Raw genomic sequence first — 23,152 nt, forward strand, 5'->3', positions numbered from 1 at the left:
GGGTGCTCCTAGATCTCGTTCTTCTTCGACAGCTGCTGACGCAGGTACAGGATGCTCGCGAGCAGCGTCACGACGGTGAGGAACACCGCGATGGCCGACCCGAGCCCGTACTGGCTGTTCACGAAGGTGTCGTTGTACATGGTGAGCGCGAGCGTCTCGGAGACGCGCCCGGGCCCGCCCTTGGTCATGCCGAGCACGATGTCGAAGGTCTTGAGGCTGGCGACGATCGAGAGACCGATCACGACGGTGGTCAACGGCCGCAGCATCGGCCAGAGCATGCTGCCGAACAGGCGGAAGCCGCGCGCCCCGTCGAGACGTGCCGCCTCCAGCGGCTCCTTCGGGATGGACTGCAGCCCGATGGTGAAGAGCAGCGCGTTGACGCCGACGCCCTGCCAGGCCGCGGCCACGATCATGACGATCGTGTTCAGGGGTGCATCCAGCAGCCAGCGGGGCGTGTCGGCGATCCCGAAGAAGTGCAGCGCCTGGTCGAGGGCTCCGTTGCTCTGGAGCACGAACGACCAGATGAGGCCGACGCCGATTCCGGAGATGGCGTACGGGATGAGGAAGGGCAGCCGGAGCCAGACCCCGCCCCGGAGGTTCCAGGTGAGGAGCGCGAGGGCGAGGCCGAGTCCGACCGGGATGATCAGGGTGCCCGCGACCCACAGCAGTGTGTTGAACAGCGAGTTGAGGAAGTCGGGGTCCTCGAACATCTCCTGGTAGTTCGAGAGCCCGGTCCAGGTGGGATCCCCGAGGCCGTTGTAATCGGTGAAGCTCAGGAACACCGTCCAGAGCAGCGGGAGGTAGAGGAGTACGGCCACCAGGATCACGCCCGGGGCGACGAAGCCCCGGGCGGCCCAGCGGTACTGCGGTTTCTTGGCGCTCACTATTTCTTGCTTGCCCAGTACTTGTCAGCAGCGGCCTGGATCTTCTGCAGGTGCGGCAGCGGGTTGCCCGGGTTGGCGGAGAACGCTCCGAACTCCTCCAGCGCGACGTTCAGGATCGGCGTCGGCGCCGCCTCGAAGTAGCGCGTCACGAGCTGGTACGGACCCTTGGCGACGTCTTCGCCGAGCGTCTTGAGGCCGGCGTCCTTGGTCTCGGCCTTCGGGTTGAAGGGCACGTCACCGCGGGCGTTGCCCCAGGCGCTCTGGGCACTGGGGGTCATCCACCACTTGGAGTAGGCGAGTCCCAGGTCCTTCTGCTTCGAGCTCTGAGCGACGCACATCGGGCCGGTCTCGACCGGGACAGGCGTCTTGGACAGGCTCGGGTCGACCGCGGGGATGACGAAGTAGTCGTAGTCGCTGCCGGCCTTCATGCCCACGCCGTCGAGCGAGGCGCCGAAGAACGTGCCGAAGTTGATCATGGCCATGTCGCCCTGCTTCAGCATCTGCGCGGGGTCGGTCTTGCTGCCCGCGTCACTGAACCAGCCCTTCTTCTCCTGCGCCAGCCACTCGTTCATGATCGCGACGATCTTGGGGTCGGTGTACTTGACCGAGCCGTCGGCGAGCCCGTTGTAGAGGGCGGGGTCGGTACCGGCCACCAGCGTCTCGAACCAGGGGAAGGTGAAGAGCGTGCTGGTCTGATAGAACGGCGTCACACCGTTCTGCTTGAGCTTCGCGGCGTCGTCCATCAGCTCCTGCCACGTCGTCGGCTTCTCGATGCCGTACTTGTCGAAGATCTTCTTGTTGTAATACATGACCCAGTACGCGATGTTCATGGGCACGCAGTACTGCTTGCCGCCGATCGTGTAGTACTTCTCGAGGTCCTGGCTCACGTTGCCGTCGGCGATCGCCTGCTTCCAGATGGAGGAGGTGTCGGCGACGAGCTTCTGGTCGACCAGCTGGTTGAGATTGTCACCGGTCGACCAGGTGAAGAGCCCGGGGCTCTGCTGGGTGCGGAACGACTGCTTGACGAACGCCTGGTACTGGTTCTCGTCGGAGTAGCCGGTGGTGTTGAGGCTGATCTTGACGTCTTTCTGCGACGTCGGGTTGAGCGACTGGAACTGCGGCTTCCACGCGGCTTTGTCCGTGTAGAACTTGAGCGTTCCGGTCGTGGCGTTGCTCGCGCCGCTGCCGGAGCAGCCGGCGAGGAGGAGGCCGGTCGCGAGCACGGAGGCGACCAGTCCGATGGTGCGTTTTCTGTTCATCCTGAACTCCCTTGTTCGTGCGCGACCGGTCGGTCGCGCTTACGCCCCGCCTTGTTTGGTATCGTTACCAATTCCGCAAGCAAAGCTAGCAGGATTCCGAGGGCCCTGCAAGGACGGGTGATTGTCTCGTATTGCTGTGGTGCTGTGGTGCTGTGGTGCTGTGGTGCTGTGGTGCTGTTCAGTTATCGGTGATGCGCGTACCGCGTACCGAGGCGACCACCGTGGCGAAGGTCTCGCTGGTCGAGTCGACGGTGCGGCGGATCAGGTAGGGCCCGACGGATGCGGGCACGATGAAGGTCTCGGCGTAGTGCACGCGGTACGGCTCGAACGCGCCCGTCGGACTCGCGACCTCGACCACGTCGCCCTCCACGAGGTTCAGCACGTTGACCGTGCCATCCGTGTCGAGAGCGGCCTCGGTGTCGAACCAGTGGCGGCGCACCTCGATGAACTCGAGCCCGTGCAGGCCGGTGCGCTCTTCGCGCACGCCGTCTCCCTCGCGGATCACCTCGACCTGGTCGATGAGGTTCTCGGTGACCCACTCGGTGTCGCGGTCCCACTGGATGTTCTTACGGCCGTGCTCCAGGTGGATCGGGCGAGGGATGCCGTCGATGCCGACGCGGCCCCAGTCCCAGAGCTTGAACGTGAAGATGAACGGCGTCGCGGAGATCTCGAGCACCATGGCGTTCGCACCGGAGGCGTGGACCGTGCCGGCCGGAATCGAGAAGTGATCGTGCTTGCGGGCGGGGAAGGTGTTGACGAACTCCTCCGCGATGAACGGATGCTCGCCGTCGGTAGCCGCCTCGAGCGCCGCGACCATCGCATCCGGATCGGTGCCCGACTTGATGCCCAGATACACCTCGGCGCCGGGCGCCGCATCGAGCAGGTAGTAGCTCTCGTCCTGCGTGTAGTGCATGCCGAACGTGTCGAGCATGTAGTCGGTGAGCGGGTGCACCTGCAGGGAGAGGTTGCCGCCCTCCATGGTGTCGAGGAAGTCGAACCGGATGGGGAACTCGGCGCCGAATCTCGCGAAGGTCTTCTCGCCGAGCAGGGCCCGAGGCTGCGTGAGCACCAGGTCCATGGCGGGGATCTCGACGACGCGTCCGTCCGCCTCGAGCAGCAGGGAGTTCTCCTCGGGAACGCAGTCGAAGCACCAGGCGTAGTTGTCGGCGGAGGGGTCGAGGTCGAGGCGCTCCTTCATCCACTGGCCGCCCCAGACGCCGGGGTCGAAGAACGGCACGACGCGCAGCGGCGCGGTGGCGGCGTGCTCGAGCGCGCCACGGAATGCGTCGCCCGTGATGAGCCCCGCCTCCCGCACGCTGGTGTTGGTGTCGAGCACGAAGTCGACCCGGTCGAACAGCGTGCGCTTGTGCCGGTCGGCGGTGCGCCACTCGACGAAGAAGCCACGCTTGTACTTGCGCAGATTGTCTTCGCCGGCGTTGTCGGTGTGCCAGTTCGTCGCGCCGCGGCGCTGACGCTGCTGGATCTCCCACCGCGCCAGGTCGGCGAGCACGAGCACGTCCGTCGCGACGGGGACGAGCGCGGCGCCCCAGCCGACGAGGATCGTCGGCGTGCCGCTGTCCGCGACGGCAGTTGCGAGGGCGTCGAGCTCGGCCTCGACGTAGAACTCGTCGAGGGTGAAGTGGCTCATCACGCCGAACACCCGGTCGTCGGTGAGCGAGCGGCCGATGAGGGCGTCGATCTGCTCGATGGGCTTCGCCGCCCCCTCCATGTCGATCACGGCATACGCCGGGAGCGCCTCGCTGAGTTCCGCAACGACGGCGGCCACGTCGACGCCGGGGTAGCAGTCCACGGCCACGACGGGGGCGCGGGAGCCTGCGGCACGCCGCGCTGCGTCATCGAGCTGCTGCCACGCCTCGGCGCCCAGCCACACGCGACTGCCGGGCGGCAGCGGCACCGACGGCTGTTTGTCGTAGGTCGAGGGGGATGACGTCACGGAAGGTCCTTTCGAGAGACAGCGGCCGAGAGGCCGAGGAGCACCGAGTGCTCCGGTGCCGCCGGGGTCACCAGCGGCGGGCGATACGACGACGACCACAGGTGGCCGTGCACGAGTTCGGTGAGACGGGGAAGGACGAGGCCTGCTGAACGCATGACGCCGCCCGAGACGATGACGACGCTGGGGTCGTAGGCGTGGCAGAGCCCGACGATGGCGGCGCTCCAGGCGCGGAGGTAGCGGTCGACCGTCGGCGCGACGCGCGGATCGTCGGCGTGCTCGAAGAGGTCCTTGAGGCCGGGGGCCACCGCGGCGGACGGCACGCCGTCGTCGGCCAGCGCCTCGGCGAGGTCTGCGTCGGCCGCGACATCCCGCCGAAGCGCCCACGTGCTCGCCACGGCTTCGGCGCAACCGACGTTGCCGCAGTTGCAGGGCGGCCCGTCGAGGTCGACCGTGATGTGGCCGCCGAGGATGCCCGCATGGTCGCGTGCCCCGCGCAGCAGAACGCCGTCCATCATCGCCGCCGTGCCGATACCGGTGCCGAGGGTCAGGAGCACGGCGTCCGTCGCCCCCACCGCGCATCCGTAGGTCGTCTCGCCGAGCAGCGCAGCCCGCGCGTCGTTCTCGACGACGGCGGGGGCGCCGAACGCGGCTCCCGCCCAGTCGCGGAGATCGCGACCGGTGGCCCAGTCGTACTTGTCGTGCGCGGCGACGAGCGCCCCGCGAGAGCGGTCGACGACTCCGGGCAGCGCGATGCCGATTCCTTCGTACCCGGCCGCCTGCTCCGACAGCGTCGTGGCCGCGGCGACCACGGCTTCGAGGTCGCTCTCCCGCCCGGTGTTCGGCAGCTCGGTCGCGGCCAGGATGTGCCCCTCGTCGAGAACGCCCACCTTGATGCGGGTGCCGCCGAAGTCGATGCACAGCGCGGTCATCGTCTCTCCTTCGTTCGGCGACATCGTCGTTGTTGGTATCGTTACCATAGCGCACATCGGTGACCTGCCGTCAAGTCGACGCGGCCGAAGGGAGAGGTCAGCTGCTCACGTCCGCCGCGAAGCGGGCGCCGAGCTCGGCGATGCGGTCGGCGCGATGCTCCGGGCGCATGCGGCCGGCGCGCTCGAGCAGGCTGATCCCGTGAAGGGCACCCCAGAACACTTCGGTGGCCGCGCCGTCGCCGTCGTCGTCGATCGCATCCGCCAGCACGTGGAACGCCGCGCGGAGGCTCGGGTCGGTGTCTTCGCTGGCGAATCGCGTGTCGATCGGCTGCTGGAACATGGCCTCGTAGACCGCGGGATGCTCGCTGCCGAAATCCAGATAGGCCACCGCGACGGCTTCGATCGCGTGCCGCCCCCGCTCGCCGCCGAGCGCTGCGCGGCACTGCCGCGTGAGGTCGACGAAGCCCTCCATGGCGACGGCCAGCATGATCTCGGACTTGCCTCCGGGAAAGTGACCGTAGAGCACGGGCTGGGTGTATCCGATGGCGTCGGCGAGATGGCGGGTCGTCACAGCCGCCCATCCGTCGGCGTCGGCGCGCTCCCGTGCGGCAGCGAGGATGCCGCGGCGCCGCTCGTCGTTGCGCTGCTGCCGTGCCGTCTGATCTGCCATCGGTGCTCCTCTTGCGGTCCGGGTCGTCGCGCTCTATGGTAGCACTGCTAGCTTTTCTAGCGTCGCTAGATCCGAAAGGAAGATCCAATGGCCCCCGTTCTCGCCATCATCACCACGACCGTCGTCGGCCTCATGGTCGGCGTCGAGTTCTCGGTCGCGTTCGTGATCAACCCGATCATGACGCGGCTGCCGGTCGGCGCCTCCCTGTCAGCACGAGCGCACGGCGGTCGGATGCTCGGACGGGTGATGCCGTTCTGGTACTTCGGCTCCCTGATCCTCACAGCGGTCCTCGCCGCTGCGACCTGGGGCACGACGACCGCCGTCGTGGCCGTCGTCGCTGCAGCCCTGCTGGCCGTCAGCGTCATCCTGTCCATCGCTCTGCTGGTGCCGATCAACAACCGCTCGAAGACGTGGACCGCCGACGACCACCCCGACGACTGGAGGGAGCAGCACCAGCGCTGGGACCGCCTGCACTACGCGCGCGTCGCGATCCTCGTTGCGGCCTTCGTGCTCGTCGCCGTCGCGGTCACGGCGCTCTGACTCGGGCGCAGATCGCGCCGGCTCGTCCTGGCGCGTGATTCATCGGACGCACCGGACGCATCGGGACGCATCCCTACGCGAAGGATTCCGGCCCGAACCGTCCCCAGGCGACGAAGATGAGAAGCGCGAGATACGTCAGGTTCAGCAGGGCGTGCCTGGGCTCGTGCAGCCGGAACTCGACGACCGCCGCTCCGACCATGATCACCGCCAGGCCTGTGGCGGCAAGCGGCACGAGGATGGGCGCGATTCCGAGCACCGCTGGGAGGATCAGACCGACCGCGCCCAGGAGTTCGAGGACCCCCAGGGTCTTGATGAACCCGGCGCTGAAATGGTCGACCCACTTCGCTCCCGGCGCTTTCGCGAGTCTCTGTCTCGGGATGAAGACTTTGTTGAAGCCCGCGATCAGAAACACCGCCGCCATCAGTCCCGCGGTGATCCAGAGTGCGACATTCATGAATAGCTCCTCAACCCTCGCCCGGGCCATCCGGGGACGTCACAATGGATGACGGAGCGCGCGAGCGAAAGGTAACAACCTGTCCGAGTCAACGACCGATCACGCCGGCACACGCGCGTTCGAGGCGGAGCGCGGCCGGCTCTTCGCCGTGGCATACCGGATGCTCGGATCGAAGACGGACGCCGAGGATGCCGTGCAGGAAGCATGGCTGCGACTCGCGCGACAGGACACCGCTGCGATCGAGAGCCTCCCCGGCTGGTTGACCACCGTGATCGGGCGGATCTGCATCGACATGCTGCGCTCGCGCGAGGCCAGGCGGGAATCTCTCTACGATCACCTCGTACCCGAGTTCGAGGTGCGAGACGACCGTGACGGTGGGCCGGAGCACGAGGCCGTGCGCGCCGAATCGGTCGGGCTCGCGCTGCTGGTGATCCTCGACACGCTGCGACCTCGGGAGCGTCTCGCCTTCGTTCTCCACGACATGTTCGCACTGTCGTTCGACGCGATCGCAGAGATCCTCGACACGTCCCCGGACGCGGCCAAGATGCTTGCCAGCCGTGCCCGGCGCAAGGTCCAGAACAGCCGGCGTCCGACACAAGGACGTCGCCCAGAGCGCGCGGCGGTCGACGCTTTCCTTGCGGCCGCGAGGGATGGTGATTTCGCGGGCCTGCTCAGGGTTCTCGATCCGGATGTCACCTGGCGCACCTACACCGCGCGCGGCGTGATCATTCGGCGCGGTGCGGATGCGGTCGCCGGCAAGGCGCTGCAGGGGTCGCACGTGCGGGGTACGACGAGCCCGGTCCTCGTCGGCGGCGAACCCGGCGTGGTCGCACGAGACCTGAACGGAAAGACACTCGCCGTCATGGTGTGCATCGTGGTCGACGACCGCATCGTCGACATGGTGTCGGTGACCGATCCGGACCGCCTCGCCGCCTTCGACATCACCGATTGAACGACGCTTCGCATCCGGCCATCGAGAGAAGCGGTCGGTTCAACCTGAGCGCGATGCCGGCGAACGGCCGTCCCTTTCGGGCTGCAGCCCGCTCCTGCCAACGGACCGCGCAGCACTCAGGAGTCGCACCAGCACGTAGCCGAGCACGGCTCCGACGGTGTTCGTCAGGATGTCGTTGACGTCGCTCACCCGGCCGATCCGGGCGACGTACTGGGTGGTCTCGATCGCCACCGAGCCGAGAAAGCCGACGATGAGTGACGACGGCCAGCCCGCGCCGGCGAGGGCCAGCAGGATTCCGGCGGGAAGGAACATGATCACATTGGCGACATCATCCCGGGTGAGCCGATGGCCGAGCTGCAGGTTGACCGTGCTCCCGGTGCCATGCGAGAAGCCCACGGTGAGCACCATCACCACGAGCAGCCAGCCCGCACCGGCCACGGTGAGGAGCCACCGGTTCCGGACGAGTGCTCGATGTGCCGTGGGAGGGATGCGCATTCATCCAGATCACCAGGGATGCGCCGCGCGCACATCCGCCACGAGACGGCCGCCGCTCCGTCGGAGGGATGACATCGCAGAAGGGGCCCGGTGGCGGGACGTACTGCGCAGCGAAAGGCCGCGAAGTGGGCCGGTGCGGGTGGTGGGTGCACCAGTATCGACCACATCATGCCCGAGCCATTTGATTAGCGCGAGTCGTCGGAATCTGCTGGCGTGAGCTGTAGTCGGGACCGGAGTCGACGCTCAATTGCCCGAACAGCCGTCAAGCTCAGATCGGAAGTGAAATACCAGAGCGCGCGCATAGGGGTGAGGCGAAGTACTCGCGGTCGAGGATCGCCGCGAAATTCGATTTTCATGACGGAGATCCTCCCCGCACCCGATCGTTTCTGTAGGACAGACAACGAGGCAATGTCTCCCGATCCAATTCTCCTGACAATCGTCGGGGCCCATCGTGCTCGCCAGACCAAGAGTTCGCCGTCACCGATCTCCAAAACGCCCACCGTGGGCAGTATGGGCTGAACGGCAACCTCTGGACGTATTGCCTCCCACGTCGAGCCGTCAGCTCGGAAGAATATGAGATCGCTGCCGGGGCGAAGACCTCGAACCTTTGTCCATTGGCGTCGCAAGTAGCTGCTCCAACCAATAAGGGCCATCCCGAGAAGCGCGACCGAGATAGCGATCGCGAGCAGCAAGGTGAAGAGCGACGTCGCCTCACTACGCATGGTTTCGTTCCGCCTTAAGTGAGTAGCCGGGGACGTGGCACCAGTCGCCTGGCCGCCACCCTTGCACATGATGTCGGGTCAGCGCATGTTCGGCGAGACCGATCCGCGGAGCAGGCCGAGTCAGGCGCGGGCGACCCGCAACTGCGTCGGCATCTCGATCTCGTGCGCGGGCGCATCCGGTGTCTCGAGCAACCGCGTGAAGAGCAGGTGCGCGGCCTGCCGCCCGAGCTCGCGCGGATCGTGGTCGACGACCGTCACCGGCACCGGCATCAGCTCGGCGAGCTCGAAGTCGTCGAAGCTGACGATGGACGGCCGCATCGCATCCGGGTCCTGTCGCAGCCGCGCGGCGATCGCCTGCAGCGCGCCGATGGAATTGCGGTTGTTGGCGCTGAAGATTGCGGTCGGCGGTTCGGCGAGGTCGAGCAGCGCGCGCATCGCCGCGCTCGCGGTCTCCGCATCCTGCTGCCCGCGGCGCACCAGCTCGGGGTCGAGCGGGATGCCGCGGTCGGCCAGCGCGCGCTGGTACCCCTCGAACCGGCGCTGTCCCGTGAAGACGCTCGTCACATTGCCGAGGTACGCCACGCGGGTGTGGCCGGCGTCGAGCAGCGTGGACGTGCCCCGGTACGCGCCGCCGATGTCGTCGAGCACGACCGCATCGGCCGTCACCCCGGGCACCGTGCGCGACGCGAGCACCAAAGGCGTGTCACGCAGCGATTCACGCTGCAGATGCGCGTCGTCACCGCCGGAGGGCACGACAATCAGGCCCTCGACCTGGCGCCCGATGAAATCGGCGATGAGCTGTCGCTCGCGCACGACATCCTCGCCGGTGTTGCCGAGGACGATCCGGCGGCCGAACTGGAAGGCGATCTCTTCGACCCCCAGCGCGAAGTTGCCGTAGTACGGGTTGCCGAGATTCGTGATGGCTACGCCCACCAGTCCACTGGCTTGACCGGGCCGGATGCTCCGCGCGTTCTCGTTGCGGTGGTAGCCGAGCGCGTGCACCGCCTCGAACACGCGATCCTGCACGTCGGGACGCACGTTCTTGCCGCCGGCGAGCGTGCGCGAGACGGTCATCGGGCTGACGCCGGCGAGAGCGGCGACCTCTTTGATCGTCGGTTGCCTGGCCGCGCCGCTCAGCGGAGTCGTGGTCATGCTCGCTCCTCGTCTTGACCGGCCGCACGGGTCGGGACTCAACCTACTACGGCGCGCATGTTCCGCTCGGATTGCTGTACAGCGCCGCCGCATCGGTGTAGCTTGACCGTCATTGGTAACGATATCAGTTTCGTTATCGCACTGGACAGCGCCGTCCGAGCATCCGGGCGGCCGATCTGACGATCGGAGAGACATGACCTTCCATCGCGCCCGGCTCCGCGCCGCGACCGCCCTCCTCCTCGGCGGGGCGCTCGCCGCCGCCGCACCCCTCGCGGCGTCTGCGTCGCCCGCCCACTCGGCGCCGGCGCCCACCAACGCGGCACCGGCGCACACCTCCTCCGCGCAACCGGATGGCCGCCACGGCGGCACCGAGACGATCACCACGAAGGCGACCGTCGACCAGCCGCTCACCCGAACGTTCGGGCACTACGGAGACACGGCCGGGCGCTGGACCGGCGCCGACTCCGCCTACAGCGTGCCGCTCCCCGGCGGCGCGACCGCCTGGCTCTACTCCGACACCTTCCTCGGCACCGTGAACGCCGATCACTCCCGGCCGACCGATTCGCCGTTCATCCACAACTCGATCGTCGTCGAGCGCCACGGAAAGCTGACCACGTACACGGGCGGCACGGCGACGGCACCCGAATCGCTGGTGCGCGTGCCCGGCGGAGACGAGAACCAGGACTGGTACTGGTTCGGCGACGGCACCGTCGAGGGGAACCACCTGCGCGTCTCGCTGCTCGAGTTCGCCAAGACCGGAACCGGACCGTTCGACTTCGCCTTCCAGCGCACGGCGGTCGCCTCGTTCTCGCTGCCGAGCATGCGGTTCGAAGGCATCACGCAGCGACCCGCCGGAACCGTGCAGTGGGGCTCGGCGATCTACGAAGACGGCGAGTATACGTACGTCTACGGCGTCGAAGACCTGCAGTCGACCAAGTACCTGCACGTCTCGCGGGTGCGCAGCGGTCATCTCACCACCGGCACCCGGCAGTACTGGACCGGCAGCGGATGGTCGACCGACGAGTCGTCGTCGGCCCGCGTGATGGACGGGGTCGCCAACGAGTTCAGCGTGACGAAGTTCCAGGGGAAGTACACGCTGGTGACCGGCGACTCGACCGAAGCCCTGAGCGCCAAGATCGTGATGTACCGCGGCGACTCGCTCACGGGACCGTTCCTGAACAAGACCGTGCTCTACACGACCCCCGAGACGTCGGGCAACGTCTTCACCTACAACGCGAAAGCGCACCCGGAGCTGGGCGACCGCGACACCCTGCTCGTCACTTACAACGTGAACAGCTTCGACACGGCCGACGTGTACGCGAACGTCGACAACTACCGGCCGCGTTACATCGACGTGGATGTGCGCATCCGGCACTAGTCGAGTCGCCCAGAGGTGCCGAATGTCGCTCATTCGCTCGGAATGAGCGACATTCGGCACCGCTCGCGCCCAACGCTAGGCCGACGCTAGGCCGACGAGCGGCCCGCTAGGCCGGGCGCACCGGACGGAAGCGGCTCTCCTGGTACGCGATGGCCAGTCCGAGGAAGAGCAGCCCGCACAGCACGCCGATCACCACGGACAGCTCATCGGTGGCGATCGCGGTGCTCGCGACGATGAACGCGGTCGTCGCGCCGCCCAGCACGGCGTTGACGACGGCGATCATCGTCGCTGTCGTGAAGAGGAACGAGCGCGCGCGGTAGCGAACGCCCAGCGTTCCCGTCGTGGCGTCCTCCAGCGGAAAGTACTCAGCCGCGCTGCGGGTGAGGCCGGCGTAGTACCGCCGGATCTTCTCGATGCGGCGCTGCGCAACGATCGATTCGATCGCCGTGTCGATGAGTCTCACGAGTGTGAACCAGCCGAGCACGAACACCGTCGGAAAGAGCGTGCACGCCAGCACGATCAGCGTCTTCGGCGAGCTCCCGGCGAACCCGATCGCCACCAGGCAGCTCGAGAGGGAGGCCAGGTAGATGGACGCGCGGCTTCCGCTCTCGCTGATCGTCGCACCGGCGGCCGACTGCAGCACGAAGTGCTCGGTCACGAGGGCGCTCATGAGCGCGCCGTCGACGGCCGGGCTCTCGCTGCGGTCGGTGGTCGCCTCCGTCGTGTCGGTGCTCGTCGTGTCGGTCATGCGAGCGTCCCCACATCGATGACCGCCTGCGCGAACGCGTCCGGCGCCTCCTGCGGCAGGTTGTGACCGGCGTGGGGCACCTGACGGTGCACGCGCGGCCCGGTGAAGTGCGCGGCACTCGCGGTGCCGTCGGTCGCGGGGAAGTTGCCGTCCGCCATCCCGTCGAGCGTGATCGTCGGAACGGCGATCGGCGGGGAGGCGGCCAGCAGCCCCTCGAGCGCGTCGTACCCGGGAGCACCGGGCGCCGCGCCGAGACGATGCCGGTACGAGTGGATCACGACGTCGACGTAGTCGGGGTTGGCGAACGACGCACTCACGCGCTCGAGTTCGTCGTCGCTGAACGCCCACTCGGGTGAGTTGCGACGCCAGATGACCTCGGCGACCTCCCGGGGATGCGCCGCCAGACCGGCACGTCCGCGTTCGGTGAGGAAGTAGAAGAAGTACCAGAAGCCGGCCTCCAGCGCGGGCGCCAACGGCCGGCCGGATGCGGCGATGTCCTGGATCAGATAGCCGTTCACCGACACCAGCCCGCTCACGCGTTCCGGCCGCAGCGCGGCGGCGACGCACGCCGCCCGGCCACCCCAGTCGTACCCGGCCAGGGTCGCGCGCGGGATGTCCAGCGCATCCAGCAGCTCGATGACATCGGCCCCGAGGGCGGCCTGCTGGCCCGACCGCGGCGCTGCGTCATCCAGGAACCGCGTCGGACCGTGACCGCGCAGATAGGGCACGATCACCCGATGGCCGCGGGCGGCGAGGGCGGGCGCGACGTCGCGATAGCTGCCGACGTCGTAGGGGAAACCGTGGAGCAGGATCACCGGCGCACCGCCCGGTTCCCCGAGTTCGTGATACCCGACATCCAGGGCCGTGGTCGTGAGGTGCCTCACCGGACCGAGCGGGTCGCTGTTCATGTCATCGTTCCGTTCTGTGCGATCGGCGGGGCCCCCGCCACGTGTGCGCCGAGGACCCCACCGGGCTTCTGTGATGTCAGGCGGACACCGGGGCGAGGGCCGAGACGGCCTCGAGGATGGACTCGGCCACGGCATCCGGTCGGGACACGCTGATCGCGTGCGACGCTCCGGCGACCTCACGGGTCCCCCGCGACGACGCGCGTTCTGCTCCGACGCGGTGCACGGCGACGGGGATGTTGAGGTCCTCGTCACTGAAGACGAACCACGACGGCGCCGTGCGCCAGGCCGGCACCTCCGCGGGGAGCGGCTCGGTCAGGGCTGCCTGCGTGACCGGACGCTGCGTGGCGGCCATCAGGGCGGCCTGGGCGGCGGGCACGTCGGCGGCGAACTGGTGGTTGAACAGCTCGGGCCGGATCACGAACTCGTCGCCGCCGGTCGAGACCGGATAGGCGGTGAGCGCATCTCCGAGGGTGCTGCCCGGCAGGCTGGTCGAGAGATCGAAGGCGGTGTCTCCGTGATCGGGAACGAAGGCGTTGACGTACACGAGGCCCACCACGGCGTCGTTCGCCGCGCCTGCCTCGGTGATCACGAAGCCGCCGTACGAGTGCCCGACGAGCACGACCGGGCGTCCGATGCCGGCGATCACGTCGCGAACGTAGGCGGCGTCGGTCGCGACGCTCCGCAGCGGGTTGGCCGCGGCGACGACCTCGACGCCCTGCTGCTGGAGTCTCTCGATGACGCCGTTCCAGCTGGAGGCGTCGGCGAATGCCCCGTGCACGAGCACGACGGCGGGTTTCTGGTCATTCATGTTCTGCTCCTTTTCCGAGCTGCTCAGCTCTGCCAGCTATGACCGGATGGACGCCCCGGATGTGACGGTCGCGGCGCGACGGCGACCTACTCGACGAGCTTTCCAGCGGTCGACACGTCGCGGATGAGGGCGGCGATCTCCTCCGGAACGGGCGGGATCTGCTCGTGGGCGATGCGCCCGGGCCCCGACCAGACGAGGTTGACCCGGAGTGTGTCGTCGAGCGCCGGGAAGTCGGACCGGTTGTGCGCCCCGCGCGTCTCGCGGCGTTCGAGGGCGGCCTCGATCGTCGCCCTGGCCGCGAGCGCTGCCGACTTGAGGTCGAAGGCGTGGGCGAGGTCCTGGTAGCCCGCGATATCCGGATGCACGCCGATGTCGCGCATCCGTGTCTCGATCTCCGCGAGTTCGGCGAGCCCGGCGCGCAGTCCGGCCTCGTCGCGCACGACTCCCGCGTGCTCCGTCATCGTGTTGCGGATGGCACGCTGCAGCGCTCGCACGTTCTCGGCGCCGTCGCTGCCCAGCAACCCGTCGACCTCCGCGCGCGCCTGCTCGACAGCGGTCTCCGACCGCCTCTGCGCCGGGAGGTGCTCCGAGTAGGCGGCCGCCGCGGCGCCGACGATCCGGCCGTAGACGAGCAGCTCGATGAGGGAGTTGCCGCCGAGCCGGTTCGCGCCGTGCAGGCCGCTCGACGCCTCGCCGATCGCGTACAGCCCCTCGACATCGGTGCGATGGTCGTCGGGCCGCACCCACACCCCGCCCATCGAGTAGTGCGCGGTCGGGGCGATCTCGATCGGGTCCGTGGTGATGTCGAGCATCTGCAGCTCGAGCAGGGTCTGATAGACGCGCGGCAGCCGCTGCATGATCGTCTCGCGCGGCAGGTGCGAGACGTCGAGCCAGACGCCGCCGTTCGGCGTCCCGCGCCCCTCCTTGATCTCGGTGTACGCGGCCAGGGCCACCCGATCCCTGGTCGAGAGCTCCATGCGTTCCGGGTCGTACCTGGCCATGAAGCGTTCGCCGAGCGCGTTGCGCAGGATCCCGCCCTCACCGCGGGCGGCCTCGGAGACCAGCGTTCCTGCGGCGTTCTCCGGTTCGATGAGGCCGGACGGATGGAACTGCACCAGTTCCGGGTCCCGGATGCGCCCTCCCGCCTCGACCGCGAGCCGCCACGAATCGCCCGTGTTCTCATCCCGGCGCGACGAAGTGCGGCGCCAGATGCGGTTGTGACCGCCCGCGGCCAGGATCACCGCGTCGGCGGTGAAGACGTGACGCGTGCCGGTCTCGACATCGAACCCGTAGGCGCCGAACACCGTGTTGTCCGTCACGAGCAAGCGAGTGATGTACACCGTGTCGAGGATCGGTATCTCCAGCTGCGCGGCGCGGTTCACCAACGTGCGCTGGATCTCCAGCCCGGTGTAGTCGCCCGCGAACGCCGTGCGGCGGTAGGTGTGCGCGCCGAAGAAGCGCTGGGAGATCCTCCCGTCCTCCTCGCGTGCGAACGGCATCCCGTAGTTCACGAGGTCGTCGATCCCGCGTTCGGCTCCCCTGGCTACGATCTCCACGGTGTGGGGATTCGCCAGGAAATAGCTCTCCTTGATCGTGTCGGCCGCGTGCTGCTGCCATGAATCGCCGGCATCCATCGTGCCGAGGGCAGCGTTGATGCCGCCGGCGGCGAGCGACGTGTGGGCGTCGGACTTCGACCGCTTTCCGACCACCACCACATCACCGCCGCGTTCGGCGATCTCGATGGCGGCACGGAGGCCGGAGCCTCCGGAACCGATCACCAGCACGGAGGTCGCGATCCGTTTCTCCGTCGGTGCCGCGTGCATGTCGTTCACAGGTGTTCTGCCCCTCTCATCATTCCGGCGCGGTCAACGGACCGGCTCGAGCGCCAGCCACTCCTCGAACCGGGTGTCGTAGTGCGTCGCGAACTTTCCCGGGACGAGCTCGTTCTCGCTGAGCCGGGCTCCGAAGTAGGTCGCATCGGGGTCGGCGATCACGGTGCGCGCGTCGTTGCGGGCGCGCAGGCCGAGGCGGATGAGCTCGTCGAGTTGGAACTGCTCGGGCCCGGCCACCTCGACGATGCCGTTGAGCGGGCGGCCGACCGTGGCGCGGGCGACGGCGGTCGCCACGTCTTCGGCGGCCATGGGCTCGATCCTCACCGGGGCGAGACGGACCGTGTCGCCCACCGTGGCGGCATCGGCGATCGATTTCACGAACTCGAAGAACTGCGTCGCGTGCACGATCGAGTACGGGATGCCCGCGTCTTCGATGAGCTGCTCCTGGGCGATCTTCGCCCGGAAGTACCCGCTGTCGGTCAGCCGCGAGGTGCCGACGACGGACAGGGCGACGTGGTGGCCGACGCCCGCGTCCTTCTCCGCCGCGAGCAGGTTGCGCGTCGACGTGGTGAAGAAGTTCATCACGGCGTCCTCGTCGAACGACGGCGAGTTGGACACATCCAGAACGACGGCGGCTCCGGCGAGCGCCTCGGCGAGCCCGTCTCCCGTGAGCGTGTCGACGCCCGACGCGGGCGAAGCCGCCACGGCTTCATGCCCCTGGGCGGTGAGCTGTGCGACGACCTTGGACCCGATCAGCCCGGTTCCCCCGATGACGACGATCTTCATGATCTCCCTTTCGTTGTGATGCCGGGCCTGACGATGCTCCGGCTACCAGCTACGACCGGGCGTCGACGTCCGTTGTGACATCGACCGCTCGATCACATGCATCACCGATTCCAGTGTGCGAGCTTCCCGGGGTTCGTGACTACCCAGATTCCGCAGGCGCGTCCTCGCCGGACCTCCACGCTGATCACGGCGACGACGACGGCCGCCTCGTCGCGCACCGCCAGACCCGGATGCCCGTTGACCGGATGCTCGGCGATCACGCACTCCGGCTGCGCTGCGGCCATCCGGAGCAGGAGGGCGATCCCGTCTCCGATGCCGCAGACCGGACCGCCCGTCGGGCTGCCGGTCCCGCCACCGTCGACGACGACGGTGACGTCGGCGGTGAGGAGTCGCGCGAGCGCGCCGATGTCGCGCAGCTCCAGAGCACGCCCGAACGCACGCACGAGTGCGGCATGCGGGTGCTCCGGCGCTCCGCGCTCATCGGATGCTCGCCTCATACGCACTTTCGTCGACGTCGTCGTCGCTCAGCTGCCGGAGCTCTTGGGAGAGCTCGTCCGGCGGGATCGGGGTGAGACGGTCTTCGAAGAAGAACCGTGAGAGACCGGCACGGGCGCGGGCGCCCAGTCCGACGTGGCCCCGCTCATCCGGTCGCGCGAGCACGGGAGTTCCGTCGCCGGTGTTCGCCAGCCGCCAGCGTTCGTGCGCGTCGACCGGCTGGTGGATCTCGACGTATTCGCCGCCCGGCAGGCGGACGATACGCCCGGTCTCGTAGCCGTGCAGCAGGATCTGCCTGTCCTTCTTCTGGAGCGCCAGGCAGACCCGGCGGGTGACGACGAACGCGAGGGCCGGGCCGAGCACCGCCGCGGCCTGGTAGAAGGCGACGACGGATTCGACGCCGACATGGAAGTGCGTCGCGACGAGGTCGGCGCTGCCCGCTCCCCAGAGGGCTCCGTAGAAGACGATGCCCGCGACGCCGATGCCCGTGCGGGTCGAGGTGTTGCGTGGGCGGTCGAGGATGTTGTGGTCGCGGTCGTCGCCGGTGATCCACTCTTCGACGAACGGGTACAGCAGCACCGCAGCGAGGTACACGCCCACGACGGCGAGCGGCACGAGGATCGCGAGCGTCCAGGTGCGCCCCAGCCACACGAACTCCCAGCCGGGCGGTACGAGGCGGAGCGCGCCGTCGAGGAAGCCCGTGTACCAGTCCGGCTGGCTGCCGGCCGAGGCGTTCCCGCCCGACGACGGACCGTAGAGCCAGATCGGGCTGATCGTCACGGTCGCCGACACCAGCAGGATCACCGCGGTCACGATCAGGAACAGCCCGCCCGCCCGCGCGGCCGCGTTCGGCAGCACGGGAACCCCGACGACGTTGTCCTCCGTGCGCCCGCGGCCGGCGAACTGCGCCGGCTTCTGCAGATAGCCCGCCCGGATGCGCAGCGCGAGCAGTCCGATCAGGAGGGCCGGGACGATCGCGACATGCACGGGATAGAGGTGCTCGATGATCTGGCCGGGGAACTCGCCGCCGAACAGCAGCGTCGACAGCCAGGTGCCGACCACCGGGATCCCGAGCACGATGCCCTCGACGATGCGCAGGCCGGTGCCCGACAGCATGTCGTCGGGGAGCGCGTAGCCGCTCCACCCGCCGACCAGCGCCGTGATGAGCAGCAGGAAGAGCAGCACCCAGCCGAGGCGGCGGGGTCGACGGAAGGCCCCCGTGAAGAAGCTCGTCAGCAGTTGCATGATCAGTGCTGCCGGAAGCAGCAGGGCCGCCCAGTGATGCGCCTGCCGCATCAGCAGGCCGCCCTGCACCTCGAACGAGATCGCGAGGGTCGAGCGCATGGCCTTGGACATCGTGGCGCCGTCCAGCGGTTCGTACCCGCCGCGGTAGACCACCGGCGTGCTGGAGGGCGCGTAGAAGAACATCAGGAAGAGCCCGCTGATGAAGATCACCGCGATGCACGCCAGCGAGACGACGCCGAACATGTTCGTCCAGTGAAGTGGTACCCGACGGTGCCCGAGCTCCTCGGCGAGCGCGGCGAGCCGCCGGCCGAGAGCCGTCCGGGTGACGAGTCCGTGGGCCCGGTCGGTGAACGACCTTCTCGCCGGGCGTCGGTCAACGGGCATCAGCGGTCTCCCGTTCGACGGGCGCGACCCCCAGCGCCGCTCCGGGTGCCCGCCGCGGCACGCCGCCGCCGACGAAGGCGTCCCGCGGATGCTGCACCGACGCCAGCGACACGATGTCGCGCCCGAAGAGCACGGCCGTCAGCCACACCAGGAGCACACGGACCTTGCGCTCCCAGGTCGGCACCGCGAGCACGTGATAGCCGCGGTGCATCACCCACGCGATGAACCCGGTGATGACGATGCCGCGGTACTGGAAGATCCCACGGCCGATGCCGAGTGTCGCGACGACACCGAGACTGTGATGCACGTAGTCCTTGGTGCGCTCGCCCCGGATCGTCGCCGCGATGTTCTTCGCGAGACGCTTGCCCTGCCGCACCGCGTGCTGCGCGTTGGGCACCGTTCGCGCGCCGGCGACGGGAGCCGCGAGATCCGGGACCGCTGCGTCGTCACCGGCGGCCCACGCATCCGGCACGGGCGCGTCATCGGTTCCGACCTGCAGATCGGCGCGGACGATCACCGAGCCGCGCGCATCGACCGGCAGGTCGGTGTGCGTCGCGACGGTCGGGTTCGCCGCGTTTCCGGCGGTCCAGACGATCAGGTGCGAGTCGAACTCCTCACCCGACGACAGCACCACGTGGCCGCCCTCGGCGGACAGCAACTGGCTGTTGAGGTGGATCTGCGCACCGCGCTCCTCGAGGGAACGCACGACCCATGCTCCCGGCCGGTCGGTGACCTCGGGCAGGATGCGGCTGTTCGCCTCGACCAGATGGAAAGACAGCTCGGAGAACCGCAGCTCGGGGTACGACTTCAGCAGCGCCGTCGCGAGCGAGAGGAGCTCGGCGAACCCTTCGACACCGGAGAAGCCCCCTCCGACGACGGTCACCGTCAGCAGCCGCGAGCGCTCCGGCCCCGGCGGCAGCGCCGAGGCGCGATCGAATCCCGTGAGCAGCCGGTCGCGGATCGCGACGGCCTCCTCGACGTGCTTCATTCCGATCGCCTCCTCGGTGAGACCGGGGATCGGGAACGTGCGTGTGACCGCGCCCGCGGTCACGACGATGATGTCGTAGCCGAGAGTGAAGTCCGCGCCCTCGTTCGGTGTGACGGTGACGGTCTTGGTCGCGTGCTCGATCGACGTCACGGTCGCGGCGAGCACCGTGGTGCGCCGCAGGTGGCTCCGTAGCGAGACCGTGGCATGCCGCGCCTCGATCGATCCCGCCGCCACCTCCGGAAGGAACGGCTGGTACGTCATGTACGGGCGCGGGTCGATGATCGTGATCTCGGCTTCATCGGGGCGGAGCTTCTTCTCGAGCTTCCACGCCGTGTAGAAGCCTGCATAACCGCCGCCCACCACAAGAATCCTTCGCACAATGTCCTCCTGTCTCACTCACTAAGACCGGATAGGACCCCGGATTGTGACAGTCAGGAGGACAGGGTCGGGATGCCCGTGAGTTTCTGCGGATTCATGACCCAGAGGATGCGACCGATGCCCTCGGAGTCCGCGGTGACGGTCACGACCGCCAGCACGGCGCCGTCGAGGATCAGCGAGACCGCCTGCTGCCCGTTCAGCTCGATCGGATGCACCGAGACGCCCGCCCAGAACCGGCTGGCGAACGCGTGGTAGTACTTCGCGACGACCTCCCGGCCGCGTACCGGGATGCGCGATGCGCGCACGATCCCGCCGCCGTCCGAGAAGCTGACGACGTCGGCGGCGAACAGGCTCTCCAGCCTGCTCAGGTCGCCGGACTGCGCCGCAGCCACGAAGGCCTCGAGCAGCCGCCGTTGCTCGGCGGGGTCGGGAGCGTCGAGATGACGTTCCGACGCCAGGTGTTTGCGTGCGCGGCTCACCAGCTGGCGCGCGTTCGCCTCGCTCGACTGGATGATCTCGGCGATCTGCGGATAGGGGTAGTCGAACGCCTCGCGCAGCACGTACGCCGCACGCTCGGTCGGGGGGAGCTTCTCCATCAGCATCAGCACGGCGACGCTCAGGGCCTCGCCGCGTTCGGCGCCGAGGGTCGGGTCGGCACTCGTATCGACCGGCTCTGGCAGCCAGGGACCCACGTACGTCTCCCGCCGGGCCCGCGCGGACTGAGCGACGTTGATGGCGAGTCGTGTCGTCGTGGTGGCGAGGAACGCGGCCGGTTCCTCCACCGTCGACCGGTCGTAGTTCTGCCAGCGCAGCCACGCCTCCTGCACGACGTCTTCGGCATCCGCCGCGCTGCCGAGCACGCGGTAGGCGATGCCGAACAACCGGGGGCGCGTGCGCAGGAACACCTCAGCGGCGTCATCGAGGTCTTCGCTCGGCGACGGCTGTTCAGGCATGACCTGATCGTACACAGGGCGCAGCACACGCCCCCGGTGGTTGTTCAGTTGGGTTCGACCGTCCCGCTCAGCCACTCCTCGAACCTCGTCGGTGCGATGCGCACCTCGGTGATCGCGGGATCATTGCCCGGAGTGAGGGAGGTGTCGGTGACCTGGCCGCCGAAGTATCCGGCGTCGAGGTCGGTCACGACGGTGCGCGGGTCGTTGCGGAACGCGAGCACCCGCCGCCCCAGGTCGTCGAGACGGAGGGGTTCGGGGCCGGCCAGCTCGGAGACGCCGCCGGTCGGCTCACCCGTCGCGACGTCGGCGAGGGCAGCCGAGACGTCGGCTGCGGCGATCGGCTGCATGAGCGCCGGCGAGAGGTGGATCGTGTCGCCCTTCGCACCGCCCTCGGCGAGCGCGGGGATGAACTCGAAGAACTGCGTCGCGCGCACGATGCTGAACGGTACGGCGCCGCTCGTCACGATGCCCTCCTGGGCGACCTTCGCGCGCATGTACCCGATGTCCGGCATCCGGTCGGCGCCCACGATCGAGAGCACCACGTGGTGCCCGACGCCGGCCTGCTCCGCGGCCGCGGCGAGGTTGCCGGTCGAACGCTGGAAGAACTCCATGACCGGGCCGTCTTCGAACGACGGGGAGTTCGGGATGTCGACCACGACGTCGGCACCCGCGAGCACGTCGGCGAGACCGGCACCGGTGACGGTGTCGACGCCGGTCGAGGGCGACGCGGGGACGGCCTCGTGTCCCGCCTGCGTCAGCAGTTCGACGAGCCGGCGCCCGATCAGTCCGGTGCCTCCGATGACCACGATCTTCATGTCAGTCCTTTCGCTGGGAGCCGCGGGGAGCGGTCGCTCCGAGGGCGTTCTCCAGCTATGACCGGACAGCCGCGCCGGGTGTGACACGGCGGCGGCAGTAGGCGTCAGCGGCGGTAGGCGTCGAGTGTATGGGCCAGCGCATCCTCGACCGGCGTGGCCCGCGCGCCGAGCCGCTCGGTGATCCTGCTGCTGTCGACGATGAAAGGCTCCTCGAACTCGTACTGCATCTCGACGAGTTCCCGCACCGTCGGATTGACGAGGCCGATCGTGCGCAGCAGCAACGGCGGCATCGCCCGCACGCGTGCGCGGGGCTGGCCGGCAGCGGTGTAGATCAGCTCGACCAGCTGACGCGTGCTCCTGGTGTTCGGGTCGTTCGGCAGATGCCAGACCGCGCCGGCGGCATCCGGATGCTCGCCCAGCACCGCGAGGCCCTCGCCGATGTCGGGGATGTAGCTGTACGTGTGCGGCTGGTCGGGATCGCCGAGCACGCTGGCGGCCTTGCCGGCGAGCGCGGCCGGGAAGACGCGATCGCCGAGATTGGACTGCGCCCCGCCGCGCGGCCCGAAGTAGTCGGATGCCCGGCCGATCGCCACCTCGACCCGGCCGGCAGCGTGGGCTTCGAGCAGGTCGCGGGCCATCCGGCCGCGGAGCCGGCCCTTCTTCGTGTCGGCGTCGTACGCGCGATCCTCCGTGAAGGGCCGCCCCGCCGGCCGCCCGTACATGTAGACGTTCTCCATGCTCACCAGCCGCGCGCCCGACGCCTGGGCGGCGGCGAGGACGCCGGCCTGCAGGGCGGGGAACTGCGCTGTCCATTCCGCGTACGGCGGGTTGAGCGTCTGGTAGATCACGCCCGCCCCCGCGCCGGCGGCGATCGTGAAGGCGGGATCGCGGGCGTCGCCGGCCACGACCTCCACGTCGTCGGGCACGTCGGCCCTGCCCGACCGGTTGACGATGCGAACGGTCTCGCCGCGGCGCCGCAGGGCGTCGAGTGTGGCCATGCCCACCGCTCCCGAGCCGAAGACGACGTGCCGCGGCGCGGTCACGGCAGGTCTCCGACCGCAGAGGTCTGTGCCGGGAAGCGATTCGCGGGTGCCATGGTCATTCCGGGGCTCCATCTCCGACGACGTGCTGCGCACGTCGGTGCCCAACGTACGCCCGTCGACCGCTCGGTCGCGCCCCATGCAGCGCTGCCGGCCCGGCCGACCAGTACGATCGCGGCATGACCGAGTACAAGTACGTGAGCCTTCCGACCGCGCGCAAAGAGATCCAGAGCTCGAAGGTCGAGGAGCACGCCTCGGCCGAACTCAACGCGGTCTACGTCTCGGAGGGCTGGGACGTCGTCAACGCGACCCGCCCGATGGGCATCGGTCAGATCGGGTTCCTGCTGCGCCGCGACTGAGCGACGTCGGAGGGTGGTGCCAGA

General features: G+C 68.7%; 23 protein-coding genes. 4 read left to right on the forward strand and 19 right to left on the reverse strand.

The window, feature by feature from the left end:
• Window positions 1–8: 8 nt before the first annotated feature.
• From PKE84_RS11975 to PKE84_RS11995, 5 genes are all read right to left on the reverse strand, one after another.
• The gene (locus tag PKE84_RS11975; protein WP_271177481.1) at window positions 9–884 is read right to left on the reverse strand and encodes a carbohydrate ABC transporter permease; all 876 of its coding nucleotides are present in this window, start codon (window positions 882–884) and stop codon (window positions 9–11) included.
• Window positions 884–2,143, reverse strand: a complete 1,260-nt coding sequence (locus PKE84_RS11980) for an ABC transporter substrate-binding protein (RefSeq protein ID WP_271177482.1) — start codon at window positions 2,141–2,143, stop codon at window positions 884–886. Before PKE84_RS11980 ends, PKE84_RS11975 begins: the two co-directional genes overlap by 1 nt.
• A gap of 178 nt (window positions 2,144–2,321) precedes the next feature.
• Window positions 2,322–4,097: a class I mannose-6-phosphate isomerase gene (locus tag PKE84_RS11985; RefSeq protein WP_271177483.1), complete on the reverse strand. Its 1,776-nt coding sequence runs from the start codon at window positions 4,095–4,097 to the stop codon at window positions 2,322–2,324.
• Window positions 4,094–5,026 (reverse strand): ROK family protein, encoded by a 933-nt coding sequence (locus tag PKE84_RS11990; protein ID WP_271177484.1) that lies wholly within the window; start codon window positions 5,024–5,026, stop codon window positions 4,094–4,096. Before PKE84_RS11990 ends, PKE84_RS11985 begins: the two co-directional genes overlap by 4 nt.
• Window positions 5,027–5,123: 97 nt before the next feature.
• Window positions 5,124–5,696 (reverse strand): TetR/AcrR family transcriptional regulator, encoded by a 573-nt coding sequence (locus PKE84_RS11995; RefSeq protein WP_271177485.1) that lies wholly within the window; start codon window positions 5,694–5,696, stop codon window positions 5,124–5,126.
• 87 nt (window positions 5,697–5,783) lie between these two features.
• Here PKE84_RS11995 and PKE84_RS12000 point away from each other — a divergent pair, with 87 nt between their 5' ends.
• Complete coding sequence (locus PKE84_RS12000) at window positions 5,784–6,236, forward strand: anthrone oxygenase family protein (RefSeq protein WP_271177486.1); 453 nt, start codon at window positions 5,784–5,786, stop codon at window positions 6,234–6,236.
• Window positions 6,237–6,309: 73 nt separating this feature from the next.
• On the opposite strand, the gene PKE84_RS12005 is transcribed toward PKE84_RS12000, so the two are convergent.
• A complete protein-coding gene (locus PKE84_RS12005; RefSeq protein WP_271177487.1) occupies window positions 6,310–6,690 on the reverse strand; it encodes a DoxX family protein in 381 nt (126 codons plus the stop codon).
• 79 nt (window positions 6,691–6,769) lie between these two features.
• On the opposite strand from PKE84_RS12005, the gene PKE84_RS12010 reads away from it, so the two are divergent.
• Window positions 6,770–7,642 (forward strand): sigma-70 family RNA polymerase sigma factor, encoded by an 873-nt coding sequence (locus tag PKE84_RS12010; protein WP_271177671.1) that lies wholly within the window; start codon window positions 6,770–6,772, stop codon window positions 7,640–7,642.
• Between the two features lie 39 nt (window positions 7,643–7,681).
• Here the strand turns inward: PKE84_RS12010 and PKE84_RS12015 are convergent, their stop codons facing one another.
• Together PKE84_RS12015 and PKE84_RS12020 are read right to left on the reverse strand one after the other, a co-directional pair.
• On the reverse strand, window positions 7,682–8,137 hold the full coding sequence (locus PKE84_RS12015) for a VanZ family protein (protein ID WP_271177488.1): 456 nt from the start codon (window positions 8,135–8,137) through the stop codon (window positions 7,682–7,684).
• 842 nt (window positions 8,138–8,979) lie between these two features.
• Window positions 8,980–10,011, reverse strand: a complete 1,032-nt coding sequence (locus tag PKE84_RS12020) for a LacI family DNA-binding transcriptional regulator (protein WP_271177489.1) — start codon at window positions 10,009–10,011, stop codon at window positions 8,980–8,982.
• Window positions 10,012–10,204: 193 nt separating this feature from the next.
• On the opposite strand from PKE84_RS12020, the gene PKE84_RS12025 reads away from it, so the two are divergent.
• Window positions 10,205–11,389: a DUF5005 domain-containing protein gene (locus PKE84_RS12025; protein WP_271177490.1), complete on the forward strand. Its 1,185-nt coding sequence runs from the start codon at window positions 10,205–10,207 to the stop codon at window positions 11,387–11,389.
• Between the two features lie 106 nt (window positions 11,390–11,495).
• Here PKE84_RS12025 and PKE84_RS12030 read toward each other — a convergent pair whose 3' ends face one another.
• From PKE84_RS12030 to PKE84_RS12080, 11 genes are all read right to left on the reverse strand, one after another.
• Window positions 11,496–12,137, reverse strand: a complete 642-nt coding sequence (locus PKE84_RS12030) for a hypothetical protein (RefSeq protein WP_271177491.1) — start codon at window positions 12,135–12,137, stop codon at window positions 11,496–11,498.
• Entirely contained in the window at window positions 12,134–13,045 is a 912-nt protein-coding gene (locus PKE84_RS12035) for an alpha/beta fold hydrolase (protein ID WP_271177492.1), read from the reverse strand. Before PKE84_RS12035 ends, PKE84_RS12030 begins: the two co-directional genes overlap by 4 nt.
• 76 nt (window positions 13,046–13,121) lie before the next feature.
• Complete coding sequence (locus tag PKE84_RS12040) at window positions 13,122–13,853, reverse strand: alpha/beta fold hydrolase (RefSeq protein ID WP_271177493.1); 732 nt, start codon at window positions 13,851–13,853, stop codon at window positions 13,122–13,124.
• Window positions 13,854–13,939: 86 nt separating this feature from the next.
• Complete coding sequence (locus PKE84_RS12045; RefSeq protein WP_271177672.1) at window positions 13,940–15,676, reverse strand: L-aspartate oxidase; 1,737 nt, start codon at window positions 15,674–15,676, stop codon at window positions 13,940–13,942.
• Between the two features lie 42 nt (window positions 15,677–15,718).
• Window positions 15,719–16,471 (reverse strand): SDR family oxidoreductase, encoded by a 753-nt coding sequence (locus tag PKE84_RS12050; protein ID WP_271177494.1) that lies wholly within the window; start codon window positions 16,469–16,471, stop codon window positions 15,719–15,721.
• Window positions 16,472–16,572: 101 nt separating this feature from the next.
• Window positions 16,573–16,968 (reverse strand): sigma-70 family RNA polymerase sigma factor family protein, encoded by a 396-nt coding sequence (locus PKE84_RS12055; RefSeq protein ID WP_271177495.1) that lies wholly within the window; start codon window positions 16,966–16,968, stop codon window positions 16,573–16,575.
• Window positions 16,949–18,595: a cytochrome bc1 complex cytochrome b subunit gene (qcrB, locus tag PKE84_RS12060; RefSeq protein ID WP_271177496.1), complete on the reverse strand. Its 1,647-nt coding sequence runs from the start codon at window positions 18,593–18,595 to the stop codon at window positions 16,949–16,951. The genes PKE84_RS12055 and qcrB overlap by 20 nt, the downstream gene beginning before the upstream one ends.
• Entirely contained in the window at window positions 18,585–19,961 is a 1,377-nt protein-coding gene (locus PKE84_RS12065; RefSeq protein WP_271177497.1) for an NAD(P)/FAD-dependent oxidoreductase, read from the reverse strand. Before PKE84_RS12065 ends, qcrB begins: the two co-directional genes overlap by 11 nt.
• A gap of 53 nt (window positions 19,962–20,014) precedes the next feature.
• Window positions 20,015–20,914 (reverse strand): RNA polymerase sigma-70 factor, encoded by a 900-nt coding sequence (locus tag PKE84_RS12070; protein ID WP_271177498.1) that lies wholly within the window; start codon window positions 20,912–20,914, stop codon window positions 20,015–20,017.
• Window positions 20,915–20,958: 44 nt separating this feature from the next.
• Window positions 20,959–21,729 (reverse strand): SDR family oxidoreductase, encoded by a 771-nt coding sequence (locus PKE84_RS12075; protein WP_271177499.1) that lies wholly within the window; start codon window positions 21,727–21,729, stop codon window positions 20,959–20,961.
• 104 nt (window positions 21,730–21,833) lie between these two features.
• Window positions 21,834–22,772: an NAD-dependent epimerase/dehydratase family protein gene (locus PKE84_RS12080; protein ID WP_271177500.1), complete on the reverse strand. Its 939-nt coding sequence runs from the start codon at window positions 22,770–22,772 to the stop codon at window positions 21,834–21,836.
• Between the two features lie 176 nt (window positions 22,773–22,948).
• Here PKE84_RS12080 and PKE84_RS12085 point away from each other — a divergent pair, with 176 nt between their 5' ends.
• Entirely contained in the window at window positions 22,949–23,128 is a 180-nt protein-coding gene (locus PKE84_RS12085) for a hypothetical protein (RefSeq protein WP_271177501.1), read from the forward strand.
• The last annotated feature ends 24 nt before the right edge of the window (window positions 23,129–23,152 follow it).

The organism is Leifsonia poae (assembly GCF_027921845.1).
Classification (GTDB): domain Bacteria; phylum Actinomycetota; class Actinomycetes; order Actinomycetales; family Microbacteriaceae; genus Leifsonia; species Leifsonia poae.